19 protein-coding genes are annotated in these 25,478 nt (G+C 46.9%); 8 read left to right on the top strand and 11 right to left on the bottom strand.

Annotated elements, in window-relative coordinates:
• Positions 1-125: 125 nt before the first annotated feature.
• From SD450_RS14135 to SD450_RS14120, 4 genes are all read right to left on the bottom strand, one after another.
• Positions 126-2,072 carry an OmpA family protein gene (locus SD450_RS14135; RefSeq protein WP_318345107.1) on the bottom strand — a complete coding sequence of 649 codons (1,947 nt, stop codon included), beginning with the start codon at positions 2,070-2,072 and terminating at the stop codon, positions 126-128.
• A 29-nt stretch (positions 2,073-2,101) separates the two neighbouring features.
• On the bottom strand, positions 2,102-3,022 hold the full coding sequence (locus SD450_RS14130; RefSeq protein WP_318345106.1) for a PorP/SprF family type IX secretion system membrane protein: 921 nt from the start codon (positions 3,020-3,022) through the stop codon (positions 2,102-2,104).
• A gap of 43 nt (positions 3,023-3,065) precedes the next feature.
• Positions 3,066-6,074, bottom strand: coding sequence for an Ig-like domain-containing protein (locus tag SD450_RS14125; RefSeq protein ID WP_318345105.1), 3,009 nt, complete (start codon positions 6,072-6,074; stop codon positions 3,066-3,068).
• 210 nt (positions 6,075-6,284) lie between these two features.
• Positions 6,285-6,767, bottom strand: a complete 483-nt coding sequence (locus SD450_RS14120) for a CAP domain-containing protein (protein ID WP_318345104.1) — start codon at positions 6,765-6,767, stop codon at positions 6,285-6,287.
• Positions 6,768-7,029: 262 nt separating this feature from the next.
• On the opposite strand from SD450_RS14120, the gene SD450_RS14115 reads away from it, so the two are divergent.
• From SD450_RS14115 to SD450_RS14100, 4 genes are read left to right on the top strand one after another with little or no spacing between them, the layout of a single operon-like run.
• Positions 7,030-7,551, top strand: a complete 522-nt coding sequence (locus tag SD450_RS14115; RefSeq protein WP_318345103.1) for a 5' nucleotidase, NT5C type — start codon at positions 7,030-7,032, stop codon at positions 7,549-7,551.
• A 23-nt stretch (positions 7,552-7,574) separates the two neighbouring features.
• On the top strand, positions 7,575-8,288 hold the full coding sequence (locus SD450_RS14110; protein ID WP_318345102.1) for a carboxylesterase family protein: 714 nt from the start codon (positions 7,575-7,577) through the stop codon (positions 8,286-8,288).
• Entirely contained in the window at positions 8,288-9,016 is a 729-nt protein-coding gene (locus SD450_RS14105; RefSeq protein ID WP_404828249.1) for a M15 family metallopeptidase, read from the top strand. Before SD450_RS14110 ends, SD450_RS14105 begins: the two co-directional genes overlap by 1 nt.
• Before the next feature lie 54 nt (positions 9,017-9,070).
• Positions 9,071-9,958 carry an alpha/beta hydrolase gene (locus SD450_RS14100; protein WP_318345101.1) on the top strand — a complete coding sequence of 296 codons (888 nt, stop codon included), beginning with the start codon at positions 9,071-9,073 and terminating at the stop codon, positions 9,956-9,958.
• Here SD450_RS14100 and SD450_RS14095 read toward each other — a convergent pair.
• From SD450_RS14095 to tsaD, 5 genes are all read right to left on the bottom strand, one after another.
• Complete coding sequence (locus tag SD450_RS14095; protein WP_318345100.1) at positions 9,955-11,139, bottom strand: class I SAM-dependent methyltransferase; 1,185 nt, start codon at positions 11,137-11,139, stop codon at positions 9,955-9,957. The genes SD450_RS14100 and SD450_RS14095 overlap by 4 nt on opposite strands.
• Before the next feature lie 7 nt (positions 11,140-11,146).
• Positions 11,147-12,247, bottom strand: coding sequence for an AI-2E family transporter (locus SD450_RS14090; RefSeq protein WP_318345099.1), 1,101 nt, complete (start codon positions 12,245-12,247; stop codon positions 11,147-11,149).
• Between the two features lie 5 nt (positions 12,248-12,252).
• Complete coding sequence (locus SD450_RS14085) at positions 12,253-12,900, bottom strand: DUF4159 domain-containing protein (protein ID WP_318345098.1); 648 nt, start codon at positions 12,898-12,900, stop codon at positions 12,253-12,255.
• A 69-nt stretch (positions 12,901-12,969) separates the two neighbouring features.
• Positions 12,970-13,674, bottom strand: a complete 705-nt coding sequence (locus SD450_RS14080) for a 16S rRNA (uracil(1498)-N(3))-methyltransferase (protein ID WP_318345097.1) — start codon at positions 13,672-13,674, stop codon at positions 12,970-12,972.
• 43 nt (positions 13,675-13,717) lie between these two features.
• Entirely contained in the window at positions 13,718-14,746 is a 1,029-nt protein-coding gene (tsaD, locus tag SD450_RS14075; RefSeq protein WP_318345096.1) for a tRNA (adenosine(37)-N6)-threonylcarbamoyltransferase complex transferase subunit TsaD, read from the bottom strand.
• 128 nt (positions 14,747-14,874) lie between these two features.
• Between tsaD and SD450_RS14070 the strand changes: the two genes are divergently transcribed.
• The 4 genes from SD450_RS14070 (at position 14,875) to SD450_RS14055 (ending at position 22,346) form a co-directional block, all read left to right on the top strand.
• Positions 14,875-19,275 carry a translocation/assembly module TamB domain-containing protein gene (locus SD450_RS14070; protein ID WP_404828251.1) on the top strand — a complete coding sequence of 1,467 codons (4,401 nt, stop codon included), beginning with the start codon at positions 14,875-14,877 and terminating at the stop codon, positions 19,273-19,275.
• Between the two features lie 130 nt (positions 19,276-19,405).
• Complete coding sequence (pfkA, locus tag SD450_RS14065; RefSeq protein WP_318345094.1) at positions 19,406-20,392, top strand: 6-phosphofructokinase; 987 nt, start codon at positions 19,406-19,408, stop codon at positions 20,390-20,392.
• Between the two features lie 24 nt (positions 20,393-20,416).
• Positions 20,417-21,418: a type I glyceraldehyde-3-phosphate dehydrogenase gene (gene gap, locus SD450_RS14060; protein WP_318345093.1), complete on the top strand. Its 1,002-nt coding sequence runs from the start codon at positions 20,417-20,419 to the stop codon at positions 21,416-21,418.
• Positions 21,419-21,494: 76 nt separating this feature from the next.
• Entirely contained in the window at positions 21,495-22,346 is an 852-nt protein-coding gene (locus tag SD450_RS14055) for an N-acetylglucosamine kinase (protein WP_318345092.1), read from the top strand.
• On the opposite strand, the gene SD450_RS14050 is transcribed toward SD450_RS14055, so the two are convergent.
• Positions 22,339-22,719, bottom strand: a complete 381-nt coding sequence (locus tag SD450_RS14050; protein ID WP_318345091.1) for a RidA family protein — start codon at positions 22,717-22,719, stop codon at positions 22,339-22,341. The two genes, SD450_RS14055 and SD450_RS14050, sit on opposite strands and share 8 nt — an antisense overlap.
• 39 nt (positions 22,720-22,758) lie before the next feature.
• Positions 22,759-25,452, bottom strand: coding sequence for a putative LPS assembly protein LptD (locus SD450_RS14045; protein ID WP_318345090.1), 2,694 nt, complete (start codon positions 25,450-25,452; stop codon positions 22,759-22,761).
• Positions 25,453-25,478: the final 26 nt, after the last annotated feature.

Raw genomic sequence — 25,478 nt, 5'->3', positions numbered from 1 at the left:
GTTTAGTTTGATGATTGACAGTTTTAACCACAAAAGCGCAAATACATGCGCTTTTATGACCGTAATCCCCGTGAAGGTAACGGTTTTCCCAAACTAAAACTAAACCAAGCTTTACCTTTCCATGCTCATCGCTGTACGTTTTCCAAGGTTTCCCCTTTTTCCACGATGACAAAGTCGGAACGCCTGTTCACCAAATGTTCCTGTTCGCTGCACTTCACACCGTTGGAACATTTGTTCTTCAAGCGGTATTCCCCATAACCGTTGGCACTCACGATGCGGTCCGGTTCCACTCCTTTGGAGATGAGGTACCACATGGTGGATTTTGCCCTATCGTCCGACAGCCTAAAATTGTATTGGTCCGACCCCCTGGAATCGGTGTGCGACTCTATCTTTATCTTGATGCTGGGGAATTCCTTCATGGCAAAAAGGACTTTTTCCAGCTCGATTTCGGCCCTTGGGGTGATTTCCGATTTGTCATAGTCAAAGTAAATGGGATCCACCTTGATTTTTTCCACATCGCCCTCCTTCACCACCAAACTTTCGAAAGGAGTAAGGTACACCATGTTCTCTTCTGATGGACTTTGGGGATTTTCGCCCGTGTTGATCAAAATCTCTTTTTTGGTGAACCTTGGTTTGGAGAACACCAGTCTGCTTTCCTTGTTACAGGGCAATGTCACACTGAAGGCCCCATTGTCATCCGTTTTCATGCCCGTGACAAATCCAGTGGTGGTATCGTAGAGTTCCACATTTGCCATGGGTAGGGGGTCGCCAGTTTTTTCATTCAGCACATAGCCCGAATAGACCAAACAATTGACAGGTTTAGCTTTTTTGATGCGATAGATGTCATCGTCCCCCACACCGCCAAATCGGTTGGAGGCATAGTACCCATTTCCGGTTTCGCCACGGAGGGTCATGGAAAAGTCATCCATATTGCCATTGATCGGTGGGCCAATGTTCTTGGGCAGTGCATAGCTGTCCTTCGACTGTATGGTGGTGGAAAAAATATCCAATCCCCCAAGGCCATAATGCCCATCGGAAGAGAAGTAAAGGGTGTTCCCATCCACATAGGGGAACATCTCCCTACCTTTGGTATTTACATTGGGCCCCAAGTTTTTGGGAGGGGTCAGGGCATCCCCATCAACGCCGATTTCCACCACATACAGATCGCTTTCCCCATAACCGCCAGGCATATTGGAGGTGAAATAAAGGTATTTTCCATCTGCGCTCAGGGCCGGGTGCCCGCATGAGTAGTCCTTACTGTTCAAGGACAGCGAGCTCACATTTACCAATTCATTGTTCAGGATGCTCCCCTTGAGGATCTGCATGTGGGAAAGTCCGTCGCTATTCGCGTTCAGCTTGTCCTTTTTCAGATAGTTCCGGGTAAAATAGAGGGTCTGTCCCCCAGGGGCAACGGCCACATTGGCATCATGGTAGGAGGATGCCAGATTGTCCAAAAACTTTTCGGGCACAGCGCGGGACACATTGGGATTGGTCACGTAGAGGTCCAGATAGGGCTGGTTGTTCCACGGATACAGCTTTCCGCTGGATTTTAAGGTGTCCCTGGCCGAGGCAAAGATCAAAAGGTCCTCATAGAACGATGGTGCAAAATCTGATTTTTTGCTGTTGAAGGCCAACTTCTGTACTTCAAAAACGGGATCATGCGTCAAAATGCTGTCCAGATATGTTTTCTGGGCCATGATCATATCCAATCTTTTTTGGTCGGAATAGAAGTCGCGTAGCAATTTGTCCGCTTCCTCAGCCTGCATGTCGGCCTTGAGGCATTGCACCAGTTTGATGATGTTGCCCTCTCCCGTGTTTTTCCCTTCAGATGCATAGAGCTTGGCATACCATTCCTTGGCCTTTTGGTATTCGCTCATATTGAAATAGCTGTCCGCCAACCGTTGCACCACGTGCAGGGAAGGGTTTGATTTTTCCGCAGCCAGGTCTTTGTACAGGACTATGGCCTTGTCAAACTTAAAGTCATTGAAAAGTTCGTCCGCCCTTTCAAGCTTGTTCTGCGCCATTGCACTGATAAAGGAACAGAACGCTATAAGAAGTATCGTTTTTTTCATGGTATTATTTTTTAGACATTCAGTGGTCCTTAGAAAAATCTTGGAGAGAGCGCCCTTTTGGTTACATCGAAAACACTGTATTTCAAGATGATTTCGTGTGAACCATCATTGTAATTGTCCAAGCCTGTCAAGGAATAGTCATAGGCATAGCCCACAAAGAACCTTTTGGCAAAATGGAGCCCCGCCAGTATGCTCACGGCATCGTCATACCTGTAGGCCAGACCTAGGTTCACCTTTTCCTGCAAAAGGAAGTTTGCGGAAACGTCCAAAGTGAGGGGGGTGCCCGAAACATGCTTGGTGAGCATGGCCGGCTTGAACTTGATACTGCTGGAAAGATCCATCACATAGCCAGCCATGAAGTAGTACTGGCTTTTTCTGTCCGTTACCGTCCTGTCGTCATCACTGTATATTTCAGAGTTCATGAAATTGTCGGTGGATAGTCCCAGGTACCAACGATCACTATAGAAATAGGCACCTACCCCGAACATGGGCCTGGTCTCATTGAGGTTTTCACTGAAAACGGGATCCAGATCGTCCGAGAAGACTCCTTTGGACCAGTCAATGTTCAGGATGTCCAACCCGGCATTCAAGCCAAGGGACAATCTGGTTTTTTGGCCTGTTGGGATCTCATACGCAAAATGTCCGTTCACTTTCACGTTGTTGGATGCGCCGATATTGTCGTTCACGGCGGTCAGGCCAAGCCCTATCCTTTTGCCGGTCCGGCCCTGTATGGTGAACGATTGGGTCTCGGGTGCCCCGTCGAGGCCCACCCATTGCGTGCGGTAGAGCACATTTGCCTCAAAATTGGCGCTGGTCCCTGTGTATCCAGAGTTTAGGACCGTTGTGTTGTACATGTATTGCGTGTACTGTGGGGCCTGCTGTCCTTTGACCCCGGTCCAATGCAACGCCAATGTGAGGCATAGTATGGCTCCTATCTTATTTTTTATCATCTGTATCATTGTTAAATGGTATTGTTTGATTTGAAAAGGGTACCTATCGTGCCAATTGTATCCAACCCACGAGGTTTCTGTTCAGTTCCGGGATGTTGATGACATAATAATAAGTGCCGGAGGGTAAATGCTCCCCTTTGTTGAGGATGCCGTTCACGTTGGCTATCCCGTCCCAGTTGTTCTGGTAGTCGATGGTCTCGAAGACCTTGTTCCCATTTCTGCTGAATACTTTTATGCTATTGGCATAATCTTCTATGCACTCTATTTCGAAAAAGTCGTTGAAACCATCGTTGTTGGGGGAGAACTCGTTGTACACCTTTAGGCAGAATTCCTCTCCCAGAACACACTCGATGACCGCCACGTCCAATTGGAACATTTCAGTGGGGCTGCAACTGGCCGTGTCTTCATAGCCCACGCTGATGGATGTATTTTGCAGACTGTCCCACGTAACGGTCACAAAATCGTCGGTGGACGTTCCCCCTGCCACAATGCTTCCGCCGGTAACCGTCCAGGAATACATCTGTTTGCCGGTCTCTGTGGTATAGGTGTATTCTTCCCCATTCAGACAAGCCTCTTCGGTCTGTCCTGTAAGTGTGATGGGTCCGCTATCATCAATTGTAACAGCAATCGATAATCGGTCAGTACTTTCGCATCCATTGGTGTCCCTTATGGCCGCATAATAATTGCTGCCATCTTCCAAAGGTGTTGAAGCATCCAGTTCTTGACCTCCGGAAGGACTGTCATAGAATACCACATTGGTCTCGTTCACTTGGAGATCTCCCACAGTGGGGTCATTGCTTGCACAAAATGTCTGTGTACTGGAAGTGGTGGTCGGTGTCGCCGGATTGATGATGTCCACAGTGATACCTATTCTGGCGAGGACTGAAACCGGAATGCCTAAAATCCCTGCAAAATAAACCTCCCCGTCCACCAAGGGAGTGTCAAGGTCCAATTCCACCAGGCTATCCAGGCTGTCGAAAAGTGAGATATTGCTCCCCACCTCCAAATCGAGCAAGGTAGGATTGTCCGAGGCACAGAATATTTGAAGAACATCATCAACGATCAGGTCGGGAAGATCTAGATCAATTTCCCCGGTCAGTGTGCAAAGCCCGCCGTTGATGAATACCTCAATGGCTGTATCGGGATCGAGAGCCAAATCCGACCCATCAACGTCAATGTCAAAATCCAAATTGGCATCCAAAACGCCATTGTAGGTTTGACCATTGATGGTAAGGGTTATGGCATCCCCGACATTTGCATCGCCGGTAATACTGCCAGATACTGTATATGTTGGCACTCCCAAAAAGAAGTCGATCAAGTTGTCCAAGGTGATGTTGGGCGCTGAAATAATATTGACAATTGCGGCTGAATCCACAACTTCGACATTGGCCACTTGCAGGTCGCCAGGGGCATTTTCACAACCAGCTGTGGCTTCGGTGACCCTTACATAATAAGAATATGGGCTGCCCGCTTGGTCCAATCCGTTGATGGTGAGTGTTCCGTCATCCGGGTCGATGTTGTATGTTACCGACCCTACTACCTGCCCATCCGTGATCTCGTTTGTGGCGTTGGCGTCAAAATACCAACTATAGGTGCCATCCACATCACTGGAAGGGATCAATACCACATTATTGGAGGAACAAATGGGATTCTCATCACCAATGATAGTGATGTCACTGGTCGTTGGAATGTCAACTACATTTACGGGTACTGGAACTCTGGGGGATTCTTCGGGGCAACCCACTTCAGCCGCTGCTACATAATATGTTGTGTCCGTGTTCAAGATGGGTGTTGTATAGGCCTCCCCGGAATTTAACGTGGCCAATAGATTTCCACCTGTCTCGGCATCATACCATCGCAATTGGTTGCCCACGGATGTAGTGGCGGTCAAATCTACGGATGAGCCGTCACAGATGCTTACATCTTGTGAGTCTGGATCTAATTCAGGCATGGCCGGGGCACGGTATATTTCAAAGAGGTTCAGATTTTGGTCCAAAGAAATGTTCAGTAGGGAAGACAACCGGAGTGTGACCCTATCGGCAGGTGCTCCCGGGTCCAATGGGATGGTGACCACTTCCCCGCCTTGCAACAGACCCAATAGATCAGCATTCAAAAGGCTGGAAATGTTTTCTGTAAAAAAGGGAGATTGAGAACCATTTTGAACGATGGCTTCAATATTGTTCAGGACACCCGCCTGAACCAATTCAGGATCCACACCTAACCGGATGTAGAAATTTTCCCCATCTTCGGAAAGAGTATCAAAGTAAACGGTCTGTTCAATGCTGGCGGCCACGCCCAAGACACCTAGTCCCAATTGGGATGAAGTAGCCAAATCCCCATCTATGGCCAAATGGGGATCGATTACCCCTGCCCCAAGGTTCAACAGGTCCAAAGTAAGCCCGCTCCCATCAAATGAAGTATATGTGGGAGTTCCGCACAAAGCGGGATCGGCACCGTGGAAAGCCCCAAAGACACTCAACTCCCTGGTGTTGTTCAGGCCAATCAATGATCCTATGCTATTGGTGAGTCTTACCCTGTTGTAGTCCGAATCGGGAGCCATGGCCAAAAAGTAATCGTTGTTCACATTGGTCACGACCCTTAACATATCCGTTGTGAAGGGATTGGCATCGCTGGAGGATTCTTCCATCACCGTTGCGGCATTGTTCTTGACAGTGACCGTGAATTCCTGGTTTCCGATAAGCACTGTGCCCAAAATATCGGATAAAAGCCCTCCAAGATTACCCCCCAATAAAAGGGGAAGCAAATCTTCCTCAGTTTCCAGTTTTACATAGGAAGTGGTGTTGGATGTCAAAGTAGAAGGAAACCCTACTTCCAAATGACCGGCGTAGGCGCCGATTCCCAATGCGATGCCAGTACTTGCTCTGACAGTTGCAGCGGTGGACAGATTACCATCGATCGCGTTGGCCGAATTGTCCACTTCATCCTCGCTTATAATGTTTGTGGCAAAGGTTTGTCCCTTAGCGGAGATAATAGATAAAACAAACAAAATAAAGAATGATGACCTTTTGAAATAAAGTATTGATTTATTCATAATTTAAGTCATGTATTTTTATACATAACTCAATTATTTTTCAATTATTTTATTTCGTAGTCTAATTCTTACTAAAAATGAAAGAAAATATGATTTATATCATGTGTAAAATGAAATTTTTATTGCATAGAAATATTATTATATATAGTTAAAAATGTGTGATAAAAGTGAGATTTGGATTATTAATAATGATATCAATGTGCATTCAAACTATTTGTAGAAAAGCTGGGTGAAGTATAGAGTGCCCGATTCATCTGCCTGAACGCTGACGGCCGTGTAGAGAAAATCCCCTTCCATTACTTTTCTGTGGATGTCACTTTTGATCCATGCTTGGACTATGGCCTTGGCGGTCGTGTAGCTCTTTCCCACATTTTCGGACACATAATCCGCATTGGCATCTTGGGCCAGGTTGGAGGACCGTACATCAAAATTATCATGGCTGATTTTGCCATCAGAGATCATTTCTTCCGTATGTTGGGCCGCATAGTCATAGGCGATACCATCAAACTCCAAGGCAATCAACCCTTTTGATGATCGATATTCGTTCACAAGTTCAATAATTTCCAACTCGATGTCCGAAGCCACATTTTCGGGAGAAAGTACAAGCTCATCCTCCAATGAAGGAGCACTGCAAGAAGCCATAAAAAGTACAAGTGTGATGAAGATAAAGTGGGGGAATTTCTGTTTTTTCAAAACTAGGTTTTTTAAATTCGGGTGCAAAAGTATCCCGACAATTCCCATGGTTAAAGACCAGTGGGGTTCTTTATGTGAAGTGGCCATTATCCTCGATGAAAGACCTGGATTTTGCCCAAATCCGCTTGATGTGGAATCAATGAAAAACGGTTATCGGGAAAAGCCTTCAGATTATCGTGGCACTATGTAAGGGAAAGATTGTTAATTGGAATTTTTTTGAAAAATTCACAAGTTTTGACGTACTTGAACAAAAAATAACAGCATGACCATTTTTGTGGATATGGACGAGGTGATAGCCGATGCATTTGGCGCACATCTTGAACTTTACAATAAAGAATTCAATGCCCAACTCAAAATAGAAGATTGTTATGGCCGGGAGGCATGGCAGTGCGTACCGGAAGCGCACCAACAGTCCATACGGGACCATACTTGGCGCGATGGATTTTTCAAGTACTTGAAAGTTATACCGGATAGCCAGGAAGTACTTTTTGAACTCAACAAAAAGCATGAAGTCTATATCGCCTCCGCTGCTATGGAATTTCCACAGTCCCTTCGGGAAAAATCGGATTGGCTGGATGAGTTTTTCCCTTTTATCCCTTGGCAAAATCGAATCCTGTGCGGTAACAAGCATGTTTTGAAAGGGGATATCCTCATCGATGACCGCAGCAAGAACCTTGAGTTTTTCCCAGGTCGGCCTATCATGTTCACCTCTCCCCACAATACAAATATCTCGGCTTTCGAACGAGCTGATACCTGGAGGGACATAGCCGACAAACTTTTGTAACTTGTAGTCCCAAAACAAAACAGATGCTATCCCGGATATTTTTCATGGCCACTCTTTTATTGCTACAGGCCTGTGCCGCACAATCCCAGTTGGTACAGGATGAACTGGAGACCGTGACCAAGGAAAACCTCAAATACTACCTTTATTATCCAGAAGGGTATTCTCCAACGGGGGACAAAGAGTTCGGCATTTTGCTGTTTTTGCATGGTGGTGGCGAATCCGGAGGGGAATTGGGATGGGTAAAAAGAAATGGTCCGCCCAGACTCTTGGCGGAGGGCAAGCAATTCCCGTTTTTGATCTTGGCCCCGCAAAACCCCCATGAAAAGAAATGGTGGAACACCCATGCCGTGATGCAATTGTTGGACTCCGTCGTCGATGCCAGTAGGGTCGACACCGAAAAAATTTATTTGACAGGGCTCAGTAGGGGAGGAAGTGCAGCTTGGGAACTGGCCACACAATACCCCGATAAATTTGCGGCCATGGCCGTGGTCTGTGGTATGGCGCCCTTGCCCTACGCCCATTGGATTGAAAAGGAAATGCCCATCTGGGTCTTTCACGGGGACAAGGACGATGTCATTGATGTGGAAGAATCTGACCAAATGGTGGATAAGCTAAAGGAAATGGGATACAATGTCCGCTACACTAGATATAAAGGTGTGGGGCATGATGCATGGGATCGGGCCTATACCACCGATTCCCTCTATACTTGGTTTGCCGAACAAAAACGTATAAACTGATGACGATGAAATATTGGATGCCCTTTTTTTGCCTTGTTGTCCTTATTGCCTGCCGTGGGAAAAATGTGGAAGGGAAAAATAGGGAAGATGGACTTGTGGGAATGGAAAAGGAAGCCACCTTGCAGGTCGTGGACACGCTTTCCCAAGAACCAAAGCGGAAAACATTTGAAGGACTGGCCGATACCACTTTTGTCCGTTTGGCCGATTTCAGTGATGATTTTGCGTACGACCTTCGCTATGCCACGGAAAACAATTTTTTAAAGGCCAAGGTCTATGACTGTGCCGAATGTTACACCCGGGTCAAAACGGCCAAGGCACTCATTGCCGCCAACAAGGATTTTCTGAAAAAAGGGGTCAAGATCAAGTTTTTTGATTGTTACAGGCCCAATTCCGTACAGTACAAGATGTGGGAAATTGTGCCCAATCCGCAATACGTGGCCAATCCCGTCAAAGGGTCCATACACAACAAAGGCGGGGCCGTGGACATCACTTTGGTGGATATGGAGGGCAACGAACTGGATATGGGCACCGATTTTGACTTTTTCGGAAAAAGAGCCTACCACGACAATACAGATTTGCCCAAAGCGATTTTGGACAATAGAAAACTATTGAAGGAAACCATGGAATCACATGGTTTTTGGTCCATCCGGACCGAGTGGTGGCACTATAACCTGTCAGCCGCCTCCAATGATAAGGTGGCCAACTTCAAATGGGAATGCAATGATTGACCTTTATTCGGATATATGAAAATACTTGGAAAAACAACTTTGATTTTTACATTGATGACGATTGCAATGTCAGCACAGGATACGATAATGCCCCTATGGCCGAAAGCAATTCCCAACCAGATAGAATCTGAGGAAAAGGAAGTTGTGGAGCATACAGATGATGGGATAACCTGGATCACCAATGTCCAGACCCCCACATTGGAAGTCTATTTGCCCGCCCCAAAACATGCGAATGGGCAGGCCGTGCTCATCTTTCCGGGAGGCGGATACCATGGTCTGGCCTACGATTGGGAGGGAACGGACATTGCGAAGTCCCTCACCGTTAAAGGTGTGGCCGGCATTGTGATAAAATATCGATTGCCTTGGTCAAAGTCCATAACCAATGGCAAAAATGCAGTGCCTTTGCAAGATGCACAACGGGCCATCAGGTTGGTACGGTCGAAGGCAGCAGCGTGGGGCATCGCACCCGACAAGATCGGCATCATGGGGTTTTCGGCAGGAGGCCATCTGGCCTCTTCGTTGGGCACCCACTATAAAGATAAGGTGTATCAGCGGCAGGATGCGGCCGATGATCTCTCCGCACGACCTGATTTTATGGCATTGATCTATCCGGTCATCACTTTGGGCCACCCAAGTACCCACACGGGGTCCAGGACTTCCTTGTTGGGCGAGAACCCTACACAGGAGGAAGTGGACTACCTCTCCAATGAAAAACACGTCAATGGGGATACGCCTCCCGTATTCCTGTTGCATGCCATGGATGACAAAGCAGTGCCCGTGGAGAACACCACTTTGTTCTTTGAGGCTTTACGGCAGCATCAGGTCCCTGCCACCATGCATGTCTATCCAACAGGAGGCCATGGTTTTTCTATGGCTTTGACCGACGAGCGATTGAAAAATTGGATGGAACTGCTTTTTGATTGGCTTGCCAACCTGGACTAGTCCTTCGTTTTTGCACACTGTAAAACCAATAGGGAGTCAGTGAGGTCTTTCGTGAAGAAAAGATATGTCTCACCCCCATCCTTAATTTTATGCTTTTTACGGAGATCGGCCACGGACAATGGAAAATTACGAGTGGTAATGTTGGCCTTGGTGATGCCAAGTGCTTTCATCGCGCTTTTGGAGTAGGGAAGCACCTTTTCTATAATAAAAGACCTTCCGGGGAAATCCACCAATGTGGGCGAAGTGTATAAATGGGAATGGGGGTGTAGTTTATGGAGTTGGTAGGCGGCGCCAATGGACTTGAACCCCCCTGATTTCAATATGGCTGCATTTGGCTCGTACAAATAGGCCGATGGTTCACCCAGGGCAACAGTGCTGTTCTGTTCGTCCTCTAGCACGAATCGGAACTTGTCCTCCTTGCCGTTGATGATGTTCACGGTCTGGACGGCAATGCTGCCCACAACATCTTTTTCAAGCACGAACAAAAGCTCTTTGACCTCATTGTTGAGGGCGACCACATGCACCTCTTTTACATGATCTAGTTCACTGATGCCTTGCTTGATGTCGAGCAACGGTGACGTCTTCAATAACACATTTTGGGTCTTCTGAAAAATCAGGTCGAGATTTTCTGGTAGATTGGGCAAGCAATCGGCAAGTAAAAAAACTTTTCCCTTCTTGTCGTTCCGTCTTGACGGGTCGATGTAGATCCAATCGAATGTTTGTGTCGTGGTCTTCAGAAAATCCATTCCATCCACAGCAAAGCAGTTGATGTTTTCCCTGCCCAGGACTTTGAAATTATGGGCGGCAATTTCACTCAGTTCCGGATTGATTTCACAATGCACTACGGAGTCCATTTTTTGGGAAAAGAAATAGCAGTCCACACCAAACCCACCGGTAAGATCTGCCAGTGATTTTCCACTTACGATTTGGGCCTTATACTTTGCCGTGGCTTCGGAGCTGGTCTGCTCAATATTGAGTTTGTTGGGGTAGTAGATGTGGGCCGAATGGAACCAAGTGGGCAGTTTGTCTTGGCTCTTTTTTTTCGCTTCAAGCTGGGCAACCAGTTCTTTTTGGGATACCCCTTCAAATTGGGGTTTCTGTAGTAAAACTGACATCATGTCAGTATTGAAATTTTCAGATATAAATGATTGTGGACCAGTATGTAATATAAATTTATTCAAATCGATACTATAAGCCTTTGGTCAATTTTTTCACAAAGGTATTTTCGGCCAGAAATTCCTTCAAGATGACTTTGATGGCGGTATATCCGGGTACGGCAACGACCATTCCGACTACCCCAAAAAGCAATCCCGCTATGATGATGATCAAGAAGATTTCGAGGGGATGTGATTTCACACTGGTGGAAAAAATGAAGGGCTGTGAAAAGAAATTATCCACCAATTGACCCACGGCCAAACCGATCAAAACATAGAGTGTTTTTGGCAATATCACCGCACTGAAATCTTCCCCTAAAAAACTGGTCATGGTGAGCGTGACCATAATGGCCCCGCCGATGAGCGGACCTATGTATGGAATGATGTTGAAGAGGGCACAAAGGAAGGCGATGACGACGGCGTTTTCCACTCCCACGATCAACAGTGCTATGGTGTAAATCACAAAAAGAATGAAAAGTTGCAACAGGATCCCGGCAAAGTATCTGGAGAGCAATCCGTTGATTTTATCAATGGATTTGACCAAATTACTTTCCTTATTGTCTGGCACAAACGTCAACATCCCATTTTGGAACAATTTGCTGTCCTTCAAAAAGAAAAATGAAATGAAGAGCACCGAAAATAGGCCCACGCTGAAATTACTAAGGGTATTGATAAAGGAGTTGATGAAGTTCGGGATAAACTTCAGGTCGAGGCCTTTGAGCACATTTTCCTCAATTTTGGCCTCCTCGATCAGGTCATCCACATTCCTTGTCGAAGCACCAAAGTAATCCAGGATTTGGTAATACAGACTGTTTATGTCCGTCTTAAGGGTGTCAATGTCCAAGAGGGAAAGGTTTTTGCTCTGTTCCGAGATCAATGGGATAAAAAGGGCCAGGATGCCCAGAAAGATGGAGAGCATGAAAACCATGGCCGCCACCACTGCAAGCGTGTTGGGGAATCTTAGCCTTCGCCGTAAGAACAGCACGATGGGTCTGCCCAGCAATGCGATGACAGCAGCTATGACCAAATAGGCCAATACGGACCGGATCTTGTAGATGAAATAGGCCAAAAGGACCACACCGACCATGATGGCCACAGCCCTAACTATTCCGTTGGCTATTGTCTTAGAGTTCATGAAAATCAGCTTTTAAAGGCATATGCTATAATATTGGCACCCATTTGGAGCGCTTTCAAACGGACTTCCTCTGGGTCATTGTGCACCGTAGGGTCTTCCCAGCCATCACCAAGATCGCACTCAAATGTATAAAGTAGGATCAATCTGCCATTGTCAAAAATGCCAAATGCCTGGGGCCTTTTTCCGTCGTGTTCATGGATTTTGGGGAGTCCCTCCGGAAACTTGAACTTTTGGTCAAAAATGGGGTGGTCGGCTCCCAGTTCCTCCAATTCCTTTTCGGGAAAGAGTTTTTGGAGTTCCCTCTTGAGGTAAGGCTCCATGCCATAGTTGTCATCGATGTGCAAAAAACCACCGGATAGGAGATAGGTCTTCAAATTCTGCACTTCATCGTCCGTAAAAAAGACATTGCCATGACCTGTCATGTGGAGGAAGGGGTATTTGAAGATGGTGACACTGCCGGCCTCTACAGTCTCGGGCTGGGCATCCATCTTGGTGCCAAGGTTGGCATTGCAAAACTGTATCAGATTGGGAAGTGCCGTGGGGTTGGAATACCAATCGCCCCCACCGCCATACTTCAATACGGCAATCTGCTGGGCATCGGAAGAAGCCATGACAAAAATGAAAGCAATGGTCAGCAGAAATATCCTTTTCATGGTGAAACGTGCCAATTGATTCAAAAGTAAGGCATACGGTCCAAAAAAGAGGAAAAATATTCTTTTTGGTCAGCTGTTGATTATGGATACCGTTGAGCAGGCCACAATGGCGGCCGTTTCAGTGCGGAGACGGTTGTTCCCAAGGGAGATGGGCACAAAGCCCTTTTCTCTGGCCAAATCCACTTCCCCTTTTGAAAAATCCCCTTCGGGCCCTATGAGTATGACAACATCCATATCGGCGATCACCCTTCGCTTCAGTTCCATTTTTTCGCCATTGTGGCAATGCGCGATGAACTTGAGCCCTAAAAACTCCTTTTCCAGGAACTCATTGTAGGATATGGGCGGGTTGAGTTTGGGCAGAATGGTCTGCAGGGACTGTTTCATGGCAGATTGTATCACGCGCTCCATCCGTTCCAGCTTTATCGTTTTTCGTTCGGAATGTTCGCAGATGATAGGGGTGATCTCGTCCACACCTATTTCGGTCGCTTTTTCCAACAGCCACTCATACCTGTCGTTCATTTTTGTGGGGGCCACGGCCATGTGGAGGCTGTACCTTTTGGGAATGGCCTTGATTCGGGATATGATCTGCGCCACACATTTTTTGGGGTCGGGGAGCAAAATCTCAGCCTCGAACAGGTGGCCCTTGCCATTGGTGATTTGGAGCATGTCGCCCTCCGTTTTTCGCAACACCCGAACAATGTGCTTGCTCTCTTCGGGGGAAAAGGTAAACTGCTTGACGCTGTTGTCCAATGAAGGGTCGTAAAAAAGTTGCATGTTTTCTCGATTTTTAAGGTTCGGGCCTTTCTCGGGGAAAGCTTTAGCTTCCTATGGCATATCTTGCCTTCGCCGCTACACTCTGGTCCGTGAACTGTCCTTTTTCAAATTTAAGATAACCGACAATACCGATCATTGCGGCATTGTCCGTACAATATTCAAACTTTGGGATATAGGTTTTCCACCCCAAGATTTCCTCTGCCTCCTTGAGCTTGGCCCGTATCCCCGAATTTGCGGCAACGCCCCCACCAATGGCCACTTCCTTGATGCCTGTCTGTTCCACCGCCATGTGCAGTTTTTCCATAAGGATTTCCAGGATGGTATGCTGCACCGAAGCACAGATGTCGTTGATGTTCTCGGCAATAAAATTGGGGTTCTTTTGGGTTTCCCTTTGCAAGAAATAGAGGATGCTCGTCTTCAGGCCACTGAAACTGAAATTTAGGCCATCGACCTTGGGCTTGGGAAAATCGAAGGCCAAGGGGTTGCCCATACGTGCATATTTATCCACCAAGGGTCCACCGGGATAGGGAAGTCCCATCAGTTTGGCGCTTTTGTCAAAAGCTTCCCCCACGGCATCGTCCAGGGTCTCTCCCAGCACTTCCATGGTGAAATGGTCGGAAACCTTCACGATCTGGGTATGCCCTCCACTGATCGTCATGCCCAAAAACGGAAAGGAAGGGGAAGTCCCCTCTTTATCGGCAATGAAATGCGCCAGGATATGGGCTTCCATGTGGTTCACCTCGATTAAGGGAATGTCCAGACCCAAGGCCAGTGACTTTGCGAAGGAAGTGCCCACGAGCAATGAGCCCATCAATCCTGGCCCTCTTGTAAAAGCTATGGCGGATAGCTGTTTTTTGTCGATATTTGCCTTGGCCAAGGCTTGGTGTACCACGGGAACGATATTCTGTTGATGTGCCCTAGAGGCCAACTCTGGGACAACACCTCCATATTGCTTGTGGATTTCTTGTGTAGCTACCACATTGCTCAGTACTTTTGCATCACAAAGTATGGCAGCGGATGTGTCATCGCAGGACGATTCAATGGCGAGGATATATTTTTTTATGTCTGTCACAGGTTTTGGAACAAAAATTGGTCATCAAAGGTAAAACATAAAGCCCTATCAAAAAACTTCGCAAAATACTGTTGCGCTCCCTACTGGCCATTCTGGTGCTATTGGTTTTGGCCTCATTGGTGCTCTCCATGCCCGTGGTGCAGACCAAATTGGCCCGATACGCAACGGATTCCATCAACAAGGAGTTTGGGACCAATATTCAGATCGATCGGGTGAGTCTTTCCCTTTTCACCTTGAATGCGGGCATCAAGGGAGTTTATGTGGAGGACTACAAAAAGGATACACTTTTTTACATTGAGAAACTGAACACCTCAATCCTCAACCTCAGAAACATGGCCAGTGGCAGTAAGATGGAGTTTGGCGATATTGAAGTGGATGGACTCATCTTTAATCTGAAGACCCACGAAGGGGAAACCGATACCAACCTCGATGTTTTTGTGGCGAAATTGGATGATGGCAAACCCAGAGATCCAGGTACCCCGCCCTTCTTTTTGGCTTCAGATGAAATACAGATCGAAAATGGGACGTTCAGGTTGATCGATGAAAACCTGGAATCTGAAAAGATTTTGGATTTTACAGGAATCAAGATCCTCTCCCAGGATTTCCAGATTTTGGGACCAGAGGTCACCCTTAATATTTTGGACCTCTCCATGCAGGCCAAACGGGGGATCTTGTTGAAGAAACTGGCGGCAAACTTCAAATATACCAAAGAGGAAATGCGCTTTGATTCCCTGTTGATCGACACCGAACAATCCGAACTGAAAGGGAATTTGGTGTTCAAGTACAATCGGGAGGACTTTTCCGAGTTTCTGGATCGGGTGAATGTGGAGGCGGATTTCACGGAATCCACCGTTGCCCTCAATGAGGTAAATGCATTTTTTGATGAGTTCGGCAAGGATAGGGAAGTCACTTTTACCGGAAACTTCAGTGGGGTGCTCAATAAACTCCAGGTGAGCGACCTGTTCCTTTTTACGGACAATACGGGGATACGTGGGGATTTTGAGTTTGATAACCTTTTCAGCGAACAGGCCCCTTTTGTATTACGGGGGGATATCGACAACCTTACCTCGAGCTATTACCAACTTAGGGGCATTTTGCCCAATATCCTTGGAGAGAACATCCCTGAATCGGTACAAAAACTGGGGCAGTTCACCGTGCGTGGGGATGCCGAGGTCACCGAAACCTCTCTGGATGCCAAGGTCAATTTGAACACCGCCATTGGCAGTAGCTATGTGGATCTGCAAATGACCAATATCCAGACCATGGACGATGCCTCGTACATTGGCTTCATATCCTTGATAGATTTTGATCTGGGGAGTTTTATCAACGATGATCAATTTGGATTGACCTCTTTGGACATGAACGTCGAAGGGAAGGGATTTGTGGCCGAAAGCCTGAATACGGAGGTCATAGGGGAGATTTACAAACTGGAGTTCAACGGATATGAGTACAATAAGATCAAGGTATCAGGTATTTTAAAGGACCAACTCTTCGATGGGTCCCTGTTGTGCAATGATGAGAACTTCCGGTTTGATTTTAAGGGACTGGCAGATTTTGGGGGAGGAGAGAACAAGTTCAACTTTATCGCAGCCGTGGATTATGCCGATTTGAAGAAACTGAATTTCATAGACGATAGCATCGCCATTTTCAAGGGCAATGTCAACATGGATATCGAAGGCAGTACCCTGGACGATATTGCAGGTCAGATGAATTTCACCAACACCACCTATCAGAACAAAAACGACACCTATTTTTTTGAGGATTTTACCGTGAACTCTTCTTTTGATAAGGATACAGTACGGACAATTGAGATCAACTCGCCCGACATCATCACCGGATACATGCGTGGAAAGTTCAAGGTCAACGAGATCGGAAAATTGGTGCAGAATTCAGTGGGGAGCATCTACACCAATTATAGGCCGTTCGAAATATCCAAAGGTCAATACCTGGACTTTAATTTCAAGATCTACAATAAGATTGTGGATGTATTTGTCCCCGATATCACTTTTGATCCCAACACGTTCATACGTGGAAACATCGTGGCGGATGAAGGTGACTTTAAGCTGACCTTTAAATCCCCCAGCATAGAGGCCTTTGAAAACAAGTTCGACAACATCGAATTGAAAATAGACAATAAGAACCCGCTCTTCAACACATTTATTTCCGTGGAGGACATGTCAACGGTGTATTATGACATCAAGGATTTCAACCTGATCAACACCACCCTCAAGGACACCCTCTTCTTTAGGACGGAGTTCAAGGGCGGCAGCGAATACAACGATAGCTACAACCTTAACTTCTACCATACCTTCAACGAGAACAACAAATCCGTCATTGGCCTCAAAAAATCCGAGGTCAGTTTTAAGGGAAATACCTGGGTGCTGAACAAGGATGGGAACAGCAAGAACAAGGTCATTTTCAACAGTGATCTGGACAGTATCCGGATAGAGGACGTTGTGATGGACAACAACAATAGGGAACAGATCCGTTTGCGGGGAGAATTTGCCGATTCCACCTATAAAAATTTGGACCTTCAATTTAAGATCGTTTCCCTGAGCAAGATCACCCCAGCGATAGACAGCCTCAAACTGAATGGGGCTGTGGACGGATTCTTGAACATTCTTCAAAAGGACGGGAAATATTTGCCCACCTCAAGCCTCAACATCAAGGATTTCAGTGTGAACAACATCCGTTTGGGGGATTTGGAAGTAGGCATTTTTGGGAACAACGACCTTACCGAGTTCGGTGTGAGCACCTGGTTGAACGACAATGGAAAGGAGAAATTGAGCATCAACGGGAAGGTGACCAACATCAATAACAGACAGGATCTGGACCTGATGGCCAATTTGACGGATTTTGATATGGCACCCTTCAGTCCCTTGGGGGAAGGGGTCATTTCCAACATCAGGGGCAAGATCGGCGGTACGGCAAAGATCAGTGGAAGTGTTGAAAACCCTTCCATAAATGGGGAACTCACGCTCAATGAAGCAGGAATGGGTGTTCCTTATCTCAATGTGGATTATGATTTTGCCCCTTACTCAAAGGTCCGGCTTTTTGATCAATCCTTCTATTTTGAAAATGTAGGTCTCTCGGATGTGGATGAAGGGACCACGGCCACCCTTGACGGTACCATCAGCCATACAGGTTTTGAAGAATGGTACTTGGGACTGGACGTGGACACCAAGAACAACCGTTTTTTGATCCTCAATACAGAATTTGATGAGGAGTCATTGTACTACGGAACAGGGTTCATCAACGGGACAGGTAGCATCTATGGTCCTACGGACGCACTCACCATCTCCGTGGATGCCACAACGGCAAGAGGAACTTCCTTGAAAATCCCCTTGAGCGACGTGACCAGCGTGGGGGACTATTCCTTCATCAATTTCATTGAAAAGGGAGGGCCGCAATCCTTTGAAGAGGAAAGGGTCCTGGAGGAATACCAAGGCTTGGAAATGGCCTTTGACCTTGCGGTAACGCCCGATGCGGAAGTGGAGATCGTGGTGGACAGAAGTTCCGGAAGTTCCCTCAAAGGGACTGGGGAAGGGATTTTGTTGATAGAGATCAATACGAATGGTAAGTTCAATATGTATGGGGACTTTGTTGTGGTTTCTGGGGAGTACAATTTAAAATATGGTGGGGTCATCGACAAGAAGTTCAAGGTGCGTCCAGGAGGCACCATTCTTTGGGAGCGAGATCCCTTGGCCGCCCAATTGAACCTCGAGGCGGTCTATTCCCTCAATGCCAATCCCGGCCCCCTTTTGGACAATGCAGGTTTTACGGGAAGGATTCCAACCGAGGTGGTCGTCCGATTGGACGGTGAACTGGAAAGCCCCAATATCAATTTTGATATTGATTTTCCAGGGACCAATTCCGTGGTGCAGTCCGAACTCCAATACAGGTTGCAGGATCCCACGGTCAAGGAGCGGAATGCATTTTTCCTGCTCGCCCAAGGAACCTTTGTGAATGCACAGAGTGGGATCAGCCAACAAGCAGTTACCGGAAACTTGATCCAAACGGCTTCTGGGCTGCTCAACCAGATTTTGGGCAGCAACAACGACAAGTTCAATCTGGGGGTATCCTATGAGCAAGGACTTTTGGATCCCAATGCGGACATCCGCACGGAAAACAGGATCGGGGTCACCGTTTCCACCCAAATTTCCGACCGCATTCTGGTGAACGGAAGGGTAGGGGTGCCTGTGGGCGGGGTTTCCGAGACCGTAGTGGCCGGCGATGTTGAGGTTCAGGTGCTACTGAACGACGAAGGCACCCTCAGTGCCAAGATATTCAACCGGGAAAACCAAATTCAACAGTTTTTGGCCGAACGCCAAGGCTATACCCAAGGGGTCGGACTTTCCTATCAAGTGGATTTTGACAGTTTCAAGGAATTGATGCGAAAGGTTTTCCAAAAGAAAGAAAAAGTGGAGGCACCTGCCCCACAAAAAGCAGTTACAGAAGAGGTTATGGGGAAGGATAACCTGATCCGTTTTTCGCCCAAATCAAATGGCTCTCCAAAATCCAAAGGTTAGGTTGAAGTTTTACACATTTTTTGATTGTTTTTTTACGAAAACGTTTGAGAAATTCCCCTAAAACAAATAAACTATCAAGACATTCATAAATTGGATAAAGTTTCCTAGTTTTGATCTCTTAAAATTTTTAATGGCTTCAGAAATTAAGAAAATAGGAGTTTTTACCTCAGGTGGGGACTCGCCGGGAATGAATGCTGCCATTCGTTCCGTAGTCCGTACTTGTGCGTATTTGAAGATTGAATGTGTGGGTATCTATCGAGGATACCAGGGTATGATAGAAGGGGATTTCAAGACCCTCGATGCACGAAGTGTGAACAATATCATCAACAAAGGGGGGACCATTTTAAAATCCGCCCGTTGCGAAGAGTTCAGGACAAAGCAAGGAAGACAGAAAGCTTACGACCAATTGGTAAAGGAAGGTATAGATGCCTTTGTAGTGATTGGGGGCAATGGGAGCTTTCACGGTGCCATGTTGTTCAACCAAGAATTTGGTTTCCCAGTGATGGGAATCCCCGGAACCATCGACAACGATATTTTGGGGACCTCATTTACCCTAGGTTTTGACACCGCCATCAACACCGTGGTGGAAGCAGTGGACAAGATCAGGGACACGGCAAGTTCGCACAACCGCCTCTTCTTTGTGGAAGTGATGGGAAGGGATGTGGGCCATATCGCCCTCAATGCAGGGGTTGGTGCAGGGGCCGAGGAAATACTTATCCCAGAGCAAAATTTGGGACTGGAACGCCTTTTGGAATCCCTGAAACGCAGTAAGGCCTCTGGAAAATCCTCCAGTATAGTCATTGTGGCCGAAGGGGACAGGACCGGTAAAAATGTGTTCGAGCTCAAGGAATATGTGGAACAGCACTTGCCCATCTATGATGTGCGGGTATCCGTTTTGGGGCACATGCAGCGTGGAGGCAACCCCACCTGCTACGACCGCGTTTTGGCCAGTAGAATGGGCGTGAAGGCCGTGGAAAGCCTATTGGAAGGAAAATCCAACTATATGGTGGGCATCAGGGACACCAAACTGGTGCTTACCCCGATTGCGGACGCCATCAAGGCCCACACGGAAATTGACGAGGAACTCTTGAGGGTTTCCGATATCATGACAACATAAAACATAAACATAAAAAAAGTAGAAATGTCAAAATTGAAAATAGGGATCAACGGATTCGGTAGAATTGGAAGGTTGGTATTTAGGGCAACCGTAAAAAGAGGCGATGTAGATGTTGTGGCCATCAACGACTTGTTGGATGTGGACCATCTTGCCTACTTGTTGAAATACGATTCGGTACACGGTGTGTTTGATGGTACCGTGGAAGTAAAGGACGGCCATTTGGTCGTAAACGGAAAAACCATCAGGATCACCGCCGAGCGCGACCCGAAAAATTTGAAATGGGATGCCGTAGGTGCTGAGGTCGTTGCAGAATGTACCGGGATCTTCACCACTTTGGAAACAGCACAGTACCACATTGATGGTGGTGCCAAAAAAGTAGTGATCTCCGCTCCTTCAAAAGATGCCCCCATGTTCGTTATGGGTGTGAACCACAAAGAAGTGAAGCCTACCGACACCATTATCTCCAATGCTTCCTGTACCACCAACTGTTTGGCCCCTATCGCAAAGGTGCTCAACGATGAGTTTGGTATTGCTGAGGCTTTGATGACCACCGTACATGCTACCACGGCCACGCAATTGACCGTGGACGGACCTTCCCGAAAAGATTTCAGGGGTGGTAGAAGTGCCCTTTTGAACATTATCCCCGCCGCCACAGGTGCTGCCAAGGCAGTGACCAAAGTAATCCCATCCTTGGAAGGGAAACTTACGGGTATGGCCTTCAGGGTGCCCACCGCCGACGTTTCTGTAGTGGACCTTACCGTGAAATTGGAGAAGGAAACTTCTTATGAAGGAATCAAAAAAGCCATGAAAAAAGCCGCTGATGGTGAATTGAAAGGCATCTTGGGCTATACGGACGAATTGGTCGTCTCCCAGGATTTCGTGGGTGATGTAAGGACCTCCATTTTTGATGCCGATGCCGGTATCGAGTTGAACTCCACGTTCTTCAAGGTGGTTTCTTGGTATGACAACGAAACAGGTTATTCCAACAAATTGGTTGACCTTGCCTTGCATGCAGCAAGCCTTTAATAAAGTAGCTTTTTATACATATTTATAATCCCAAAGGAGCATTCACTCCTTTGGGATTCCATAAAAATATCAACCTATGATCTTGATTGTGGATAGTGGCGCCACCAAGTCCGATTGGATTGCCTTGGACGAAAAGGGAGAACAATTGTTCCTTACCCAAACCTTGGGGCTAAGCCCAGAAGTATTGACCAGGGAGGTCATAGAAGATCGGTTGGCCAACAACTTTGAGCTTTCCAAGAACAAACAGGCCGTGCGCCAACTGTATTTCTACGGAGCAGGTTGCGGTACCGATCGGATGAAAAGGTTCCTAAAGGATATTTTCAAGGATTTTTTCCCCAACGCCAAGGCAGAAGTGCGGGAAGACACTTATGCGGCCATATATTCCACTACGCAGATAGGCAGGCAGGGCATCGTATGCATATTGGGAACAGGTTCCAACTGCAGTTATTATGATGGTCACCAATTGATACAAAAAGTGACCTCCCTGGGCTATATTTTGATGGACGATGGCAGCGGGAACTTCTTTGGCCGAAAATTGTTGCGGGACTATTATTTTCACAAAATGCCACAAGATCTGGGCATCAAGTTTGCCAAGGAATTTGACCTTGATGCGGACGTGATCAAGGAACATCTCTACAAGCAGCCCAATCCCAATACCTATTTGGCCACTTTTGCCAGGTTCATCATTGAGAACAAGGAGCACCCCTACTGTAAGGGTGTCATTGAAAAGGGGTTGCAACAGTTTGTGAACAACTACATCATGCAGTTCGAGCTGGCCACAAAGGTACCTGTCAGCTTTGTCGGGAGCATCGCCCACTTTTTGAAGGACGAGCTAACGGCTTGTTTGGAACGAAACGACCTGATTTTGGGCGTTATCCGCAGAAGACCCATAGAAGGGTTAGTGGAGTTCCACAAAAAGACTATTTGATCGCAATCATCGAAATTTCAACATTCACGAACCTAGGGAGATTGGCCACTTCAACCGTTTCTCTCGCAGGTGCCGTATCAGCATCAAAATAGCTGCCATATATCTCATTGATTTGGGAAAACTGGTGCATGTCCTTGATGAAGATGGATGTTTTCACCACATCTTCAAAGCTCATTCCGGCCTCTTCCAAAATCGCCTTTAGGTTTTCCATGCACTGTTGGGTCTCTTTTTTGATGTCGCCTTCCACCAATTTTCCAGTGGATGGATCCATGGGGACCTGTCCGGAGACATATAGGATGCCGTTGACGAGCACTGCTTGATTGTATGGTCCTATTGGGGCCGGTGCCTTGGAAGTGTTAATGATTTTTTTCATGGTCTGTACTGAATTTAAGTGCTGAAAATTATAAAAAAACTATCTGTTGCTCCTGAAAGGCTGGCTCCTATTTTCCCACTTAAGGTCGCTGAGGATGGAACTCTTGATGCCCACAAAGAAATACCATCTTTCGTAACGTCCGAAGGGAGTCCAGTCAAAACTCAGCCTAAAACTGCCCAAGTCACGCTTGAAATTGAATCGGGTATCTGCAAAACCTTGATTTTTAAGATCGTATCCAGAGTTGAAGCCCACTTCCCATTTAGGTGACAGTTGTATGTTTCCCGAAAACATGAGGGAGTGGTTGGTGATTTCTCCCTGCCGGTTATTGTTGTTGTAAGTGGCCACGTAGGTAAAACGGGCATCCCAGGGTAGTTTGTTGCCGTATATGGGATTGTCCGCGTCCTCATTTTCCCCCTCTTTATTGCCAAAGTGAGGTTCCCCAGTACGTGCCCCGTCCAGTTCAAAAGGGTTGGCCCCATAATCCGGGGCTTGTTGGTCATCAATATCTTTTTTCTTTGCCCCTCCCTTTTGGAACATCTCGCTGTTCAGGGAAAAACCGGTATTCAATCGGGCAGAGGTCAATCGGGCAATACCGCCACCATTTTTGATGTTCAGGGTGTTTATCCTACGGCCACTGTTGTCAATGGCATAGGGGTCAAAGGTAGCAGCAAAATTGATGGGCACATTTTTGATGATCTCGGTGGCCCCACTCATATTGATAGGGCTCAGCTTGAGGGAATCTGCCTCTAGGTTATAGCTGGCTGAGAAGGTAAGGTTGCTCAAGATACTGACCTTTTTGGGCTCGGTCGCAGTCGAATCTTTGTCCCTGACCTTTGCCTCTAGGGAGTTCTGTAGGGAAAAGCTAAGGGAACTTCCCTTGCTCAGCGAAGGTCTTCCATAAATGCTGGTCTCGAAAGGAGTGTACTGTACATCATCACCATCCCCGTCCACATAGGTTTCATAAAATTGTTCAAAGGAAGGGGCATAGCTATAGCTCACCGAAGGCCTCATGACGTGACGCAAAGCCTGTATTTTTTTGCCCTCGCCAAAACCCCAAGTCCCATACACAGTGGTTCCGATGCTGGCCCCGAGGTTGTATCGGTTAAAACGATCAAAACCGGGAATGGTGTCCGTAATCACCCGGTCTTCTTCCGCATCATATTGCCTACGGATGGTCTCCAATGTCCACACGTCCTCATAGCTTCCGTTCAAGCTCACACTGAAGTATTTTGCCACCTTGAAGTTGGTTCCGATGGGAATTCTGTGCCGGGCCCCGATCTTTGCTTCATCGAACATTTTGCTGGTAAAAAAGTCCTCTTCGGTGGTAGTGATGCTGTTCTGGGCATTCACATCATATTGAAAGTTCACATTTTGAATGATTCCCTTTTTGATGCCGTCCCGTTTGGCAAATGGAAAAATACGTTCCATGCTCGCCTGAAAGGTAGGCAGGGACATATTGACCTGTTGCGTTCTTGAGTTTTGGGTATGGCTGAGCGTCAAACTGGTGTTTACGGACGGATAGGCCGGAAATGTCTTGGAATAGCTTATGGACGAGGCAAAGGTGTTCGTTTGTGTATTGTCCCGGTTGACTTGGTTGAGCGAATTCGTGAAAAATTGGCTGCTTCCCAGGTTCACCGAGGCCGAAAACCGTGAATTGGGACTGGCCTTCGGGTCTTGGGTGTGCGATATCCGTATGTTGTAGTTGCTCGTTCTGCTGTAATCACTAAAACCTAATTGGCTCTGGATAAGATTTTCGTAGCTGACATTCACATTGCCCCTGAACTTGTAGCGCTTGGAATAGATGGACTGTCCCCTGAAACCATAACTCCCATTGGTATAGAAATCCCCTGTGACGGCCAAGTCCACATAATCACTGATGGGGAGGTAATACCCCCCGTTCTGGATAAAATATCCCCTTTGGGGATCGTTTCCGAAGGTGGGGAAAATAAGCCCCGGGGCGCGGCCCGTGGTCAAGGGAAAATAGGCAAAAGGCAGTGCAATGGGCGTGGGCACGTCCACGATGTACATATTGCTATATCCGGCAATGATCTTCTTTTTGGGCACAAATTTGGCCTTCCGCACCCTGATGTAATAGTCGGGATCAACAGTATCTTTAGAGGTAGTGAGCTTTCCTTCATACAAAAAGTACACGGAATCGTTCTCCTTTTTGGTGATCTCCGCATAGACATTCATCGCATCACTGCCCAATGTCCCCGCACCCGCTTGCTGTTCGGTCCTGGAGTTCCATATCAAGGCTTTTTGGGTATCAAAGTTGAAGCGTATGGAATCCGGCCTTACCTCGTTTTCCCCTTGTTTGAAATAGGGCAATTGGGAATAGTTGCCCAAAGAATCCTTTATTCGGCCGGCATATACCTCCTTTTTCACATAATCCATAACGATCACACCTGCCTTCAGCTCCGTGTCCTGGTAATAGATCTCCGCCTCATCGTACAAATAGATCTTGTTGTCCTTTTGGCTGAGCTTCACATAATCCTTGGCCTTGTACTTGATCTTGTCCAGCAACAAAGGTTGTTTTTCAGGGACGGTATCGGTTTCAACAGAATCAACGGCGATAGAGTCGTTCAGGATGTTCGCGGGGAGCAGGGGAGCGGTCAACGTATCCCCTACAACTTTGATGGGCAAAGGCACAATGGGGTCTTCCTGAGCTGTTAGGGTCGCCTTGCCACATAGAAGAACAAATAGGAAAACTAAAAGATGTTTGTTTGCTTGCAACGTGATAAATCCTATTTTTGTGCTAG

It is taken from the genome of Flagellimonas baculiformis, from assembly GCF_033441575.1.
Lineage (GTDB): Bacteria > Bacteroidota > Bacteroidia > Flavobacteriales > Flavobacteriaceae > Flagellimonas > Flagellimonas baculiformis.
The sequence above is the reverse complement of the archived record's forward strand: the minus strand, read 5'-3'. Positions and strand labels throughout refer to the sequence as shown.

Coding starts and splice junctions, on each gene's coding strand:
- SD450_RS14135 (WP_318345107.1), bottom strand. CDS start 2,072: ATGAAAAAAACGATACTTCTTATAGCGTTCTGTTCCTTTATCAGTGCA.
- SD450_RS14130 (WP_318345106.1), bottom strand. CDS start 3,022: ATGATAAAAAATAAGATAGGAGCCATACTATGCCTCACATTGGCGTTG.
- SD450_RS14125 (WP_318345105.1), bottom strand. CDS start 6,074: ATGAATAAATCAATACTTTATTTCAAAAGGTCATCATTCTTTATTTTG.
- SD450_RS14115 (WP_318345103.1), top strand. CDS start 7,030: ATGACCATTTTTGTGGATATGGACGAGGTGATAGCCGATGCATTTGGC.
- SD450_RS14110 (WP_318345102.1), top strand. CDS start 7,575: ATGCTATCCCGGATATTTTTCATGGCCACTCTTTTATTGCTACAGGCC.
- SD450_RS14105 (WP_404828249.1), top strand. CDS start 8,288: ATGACGATGAAATATTGGATGCCCTTTTTTTGCCTTGTTGTCCTTATT.
- SD450_RS14100 (WP_318345101.1), top strand. CDS start 9,071: ATGACGATTGCAATGTCAGCACAGGATACGATAATGCCCCTATGGCCG.
- SD450_RS14090 (WP_318345099.1), bottom strand. CDS start 12,247: ATGAACTCTAAGACAATAGCCAACGGAATAGTTAGGGCTGTGGCCATC.
- SD450_RS14085 (WP_318345098.1), bottom strand. CDS start 12,900: ATGAAAAGGATATTTCTGCTGACCATTGCTTTCATTTTTGTCATGGCT.
- SD450_RS14080 (WP_318345097.1), bottom strand. CDS start 13,674: ATGCAACTTTTTTACGACCCTTCATTGGACAACAGCGTCAAGCAGTTT.
- SD450_RS14070 (WP_404828251.1), top strand. CDS start 14,875: ATGCCCGTGGTGCAGACCAAATTGGCCCGATACGCAACGGATTCCATC.
- pfkA (WP_318345094.1), top strand. CDS start 19,406: ATGGCTTCAGAAATTAAGAAAATAGGAGTTTTTACCTCAGGTGGGGAC.
- gap (WP_318345093.1), top strand. CDS start 20,417: ATGTCAAAATTGAAAATAGGGATCAACGGATTCGGTAGAATTGGAAGG.
- SD450_RS14055 (WP_318345092.1), top strand. CDS start 21,495: ATGATCTTGATTGTGGATAGTGGCGCCACCAAGTCCGATTGGATTGCC.
- SD450_RS14050 (WP_318345091.1), bottom strand. CDS start 22,719: ATGAAAAAAATCATTAACACTTCCAAGGCACCGGCCCCAATAGGACCA.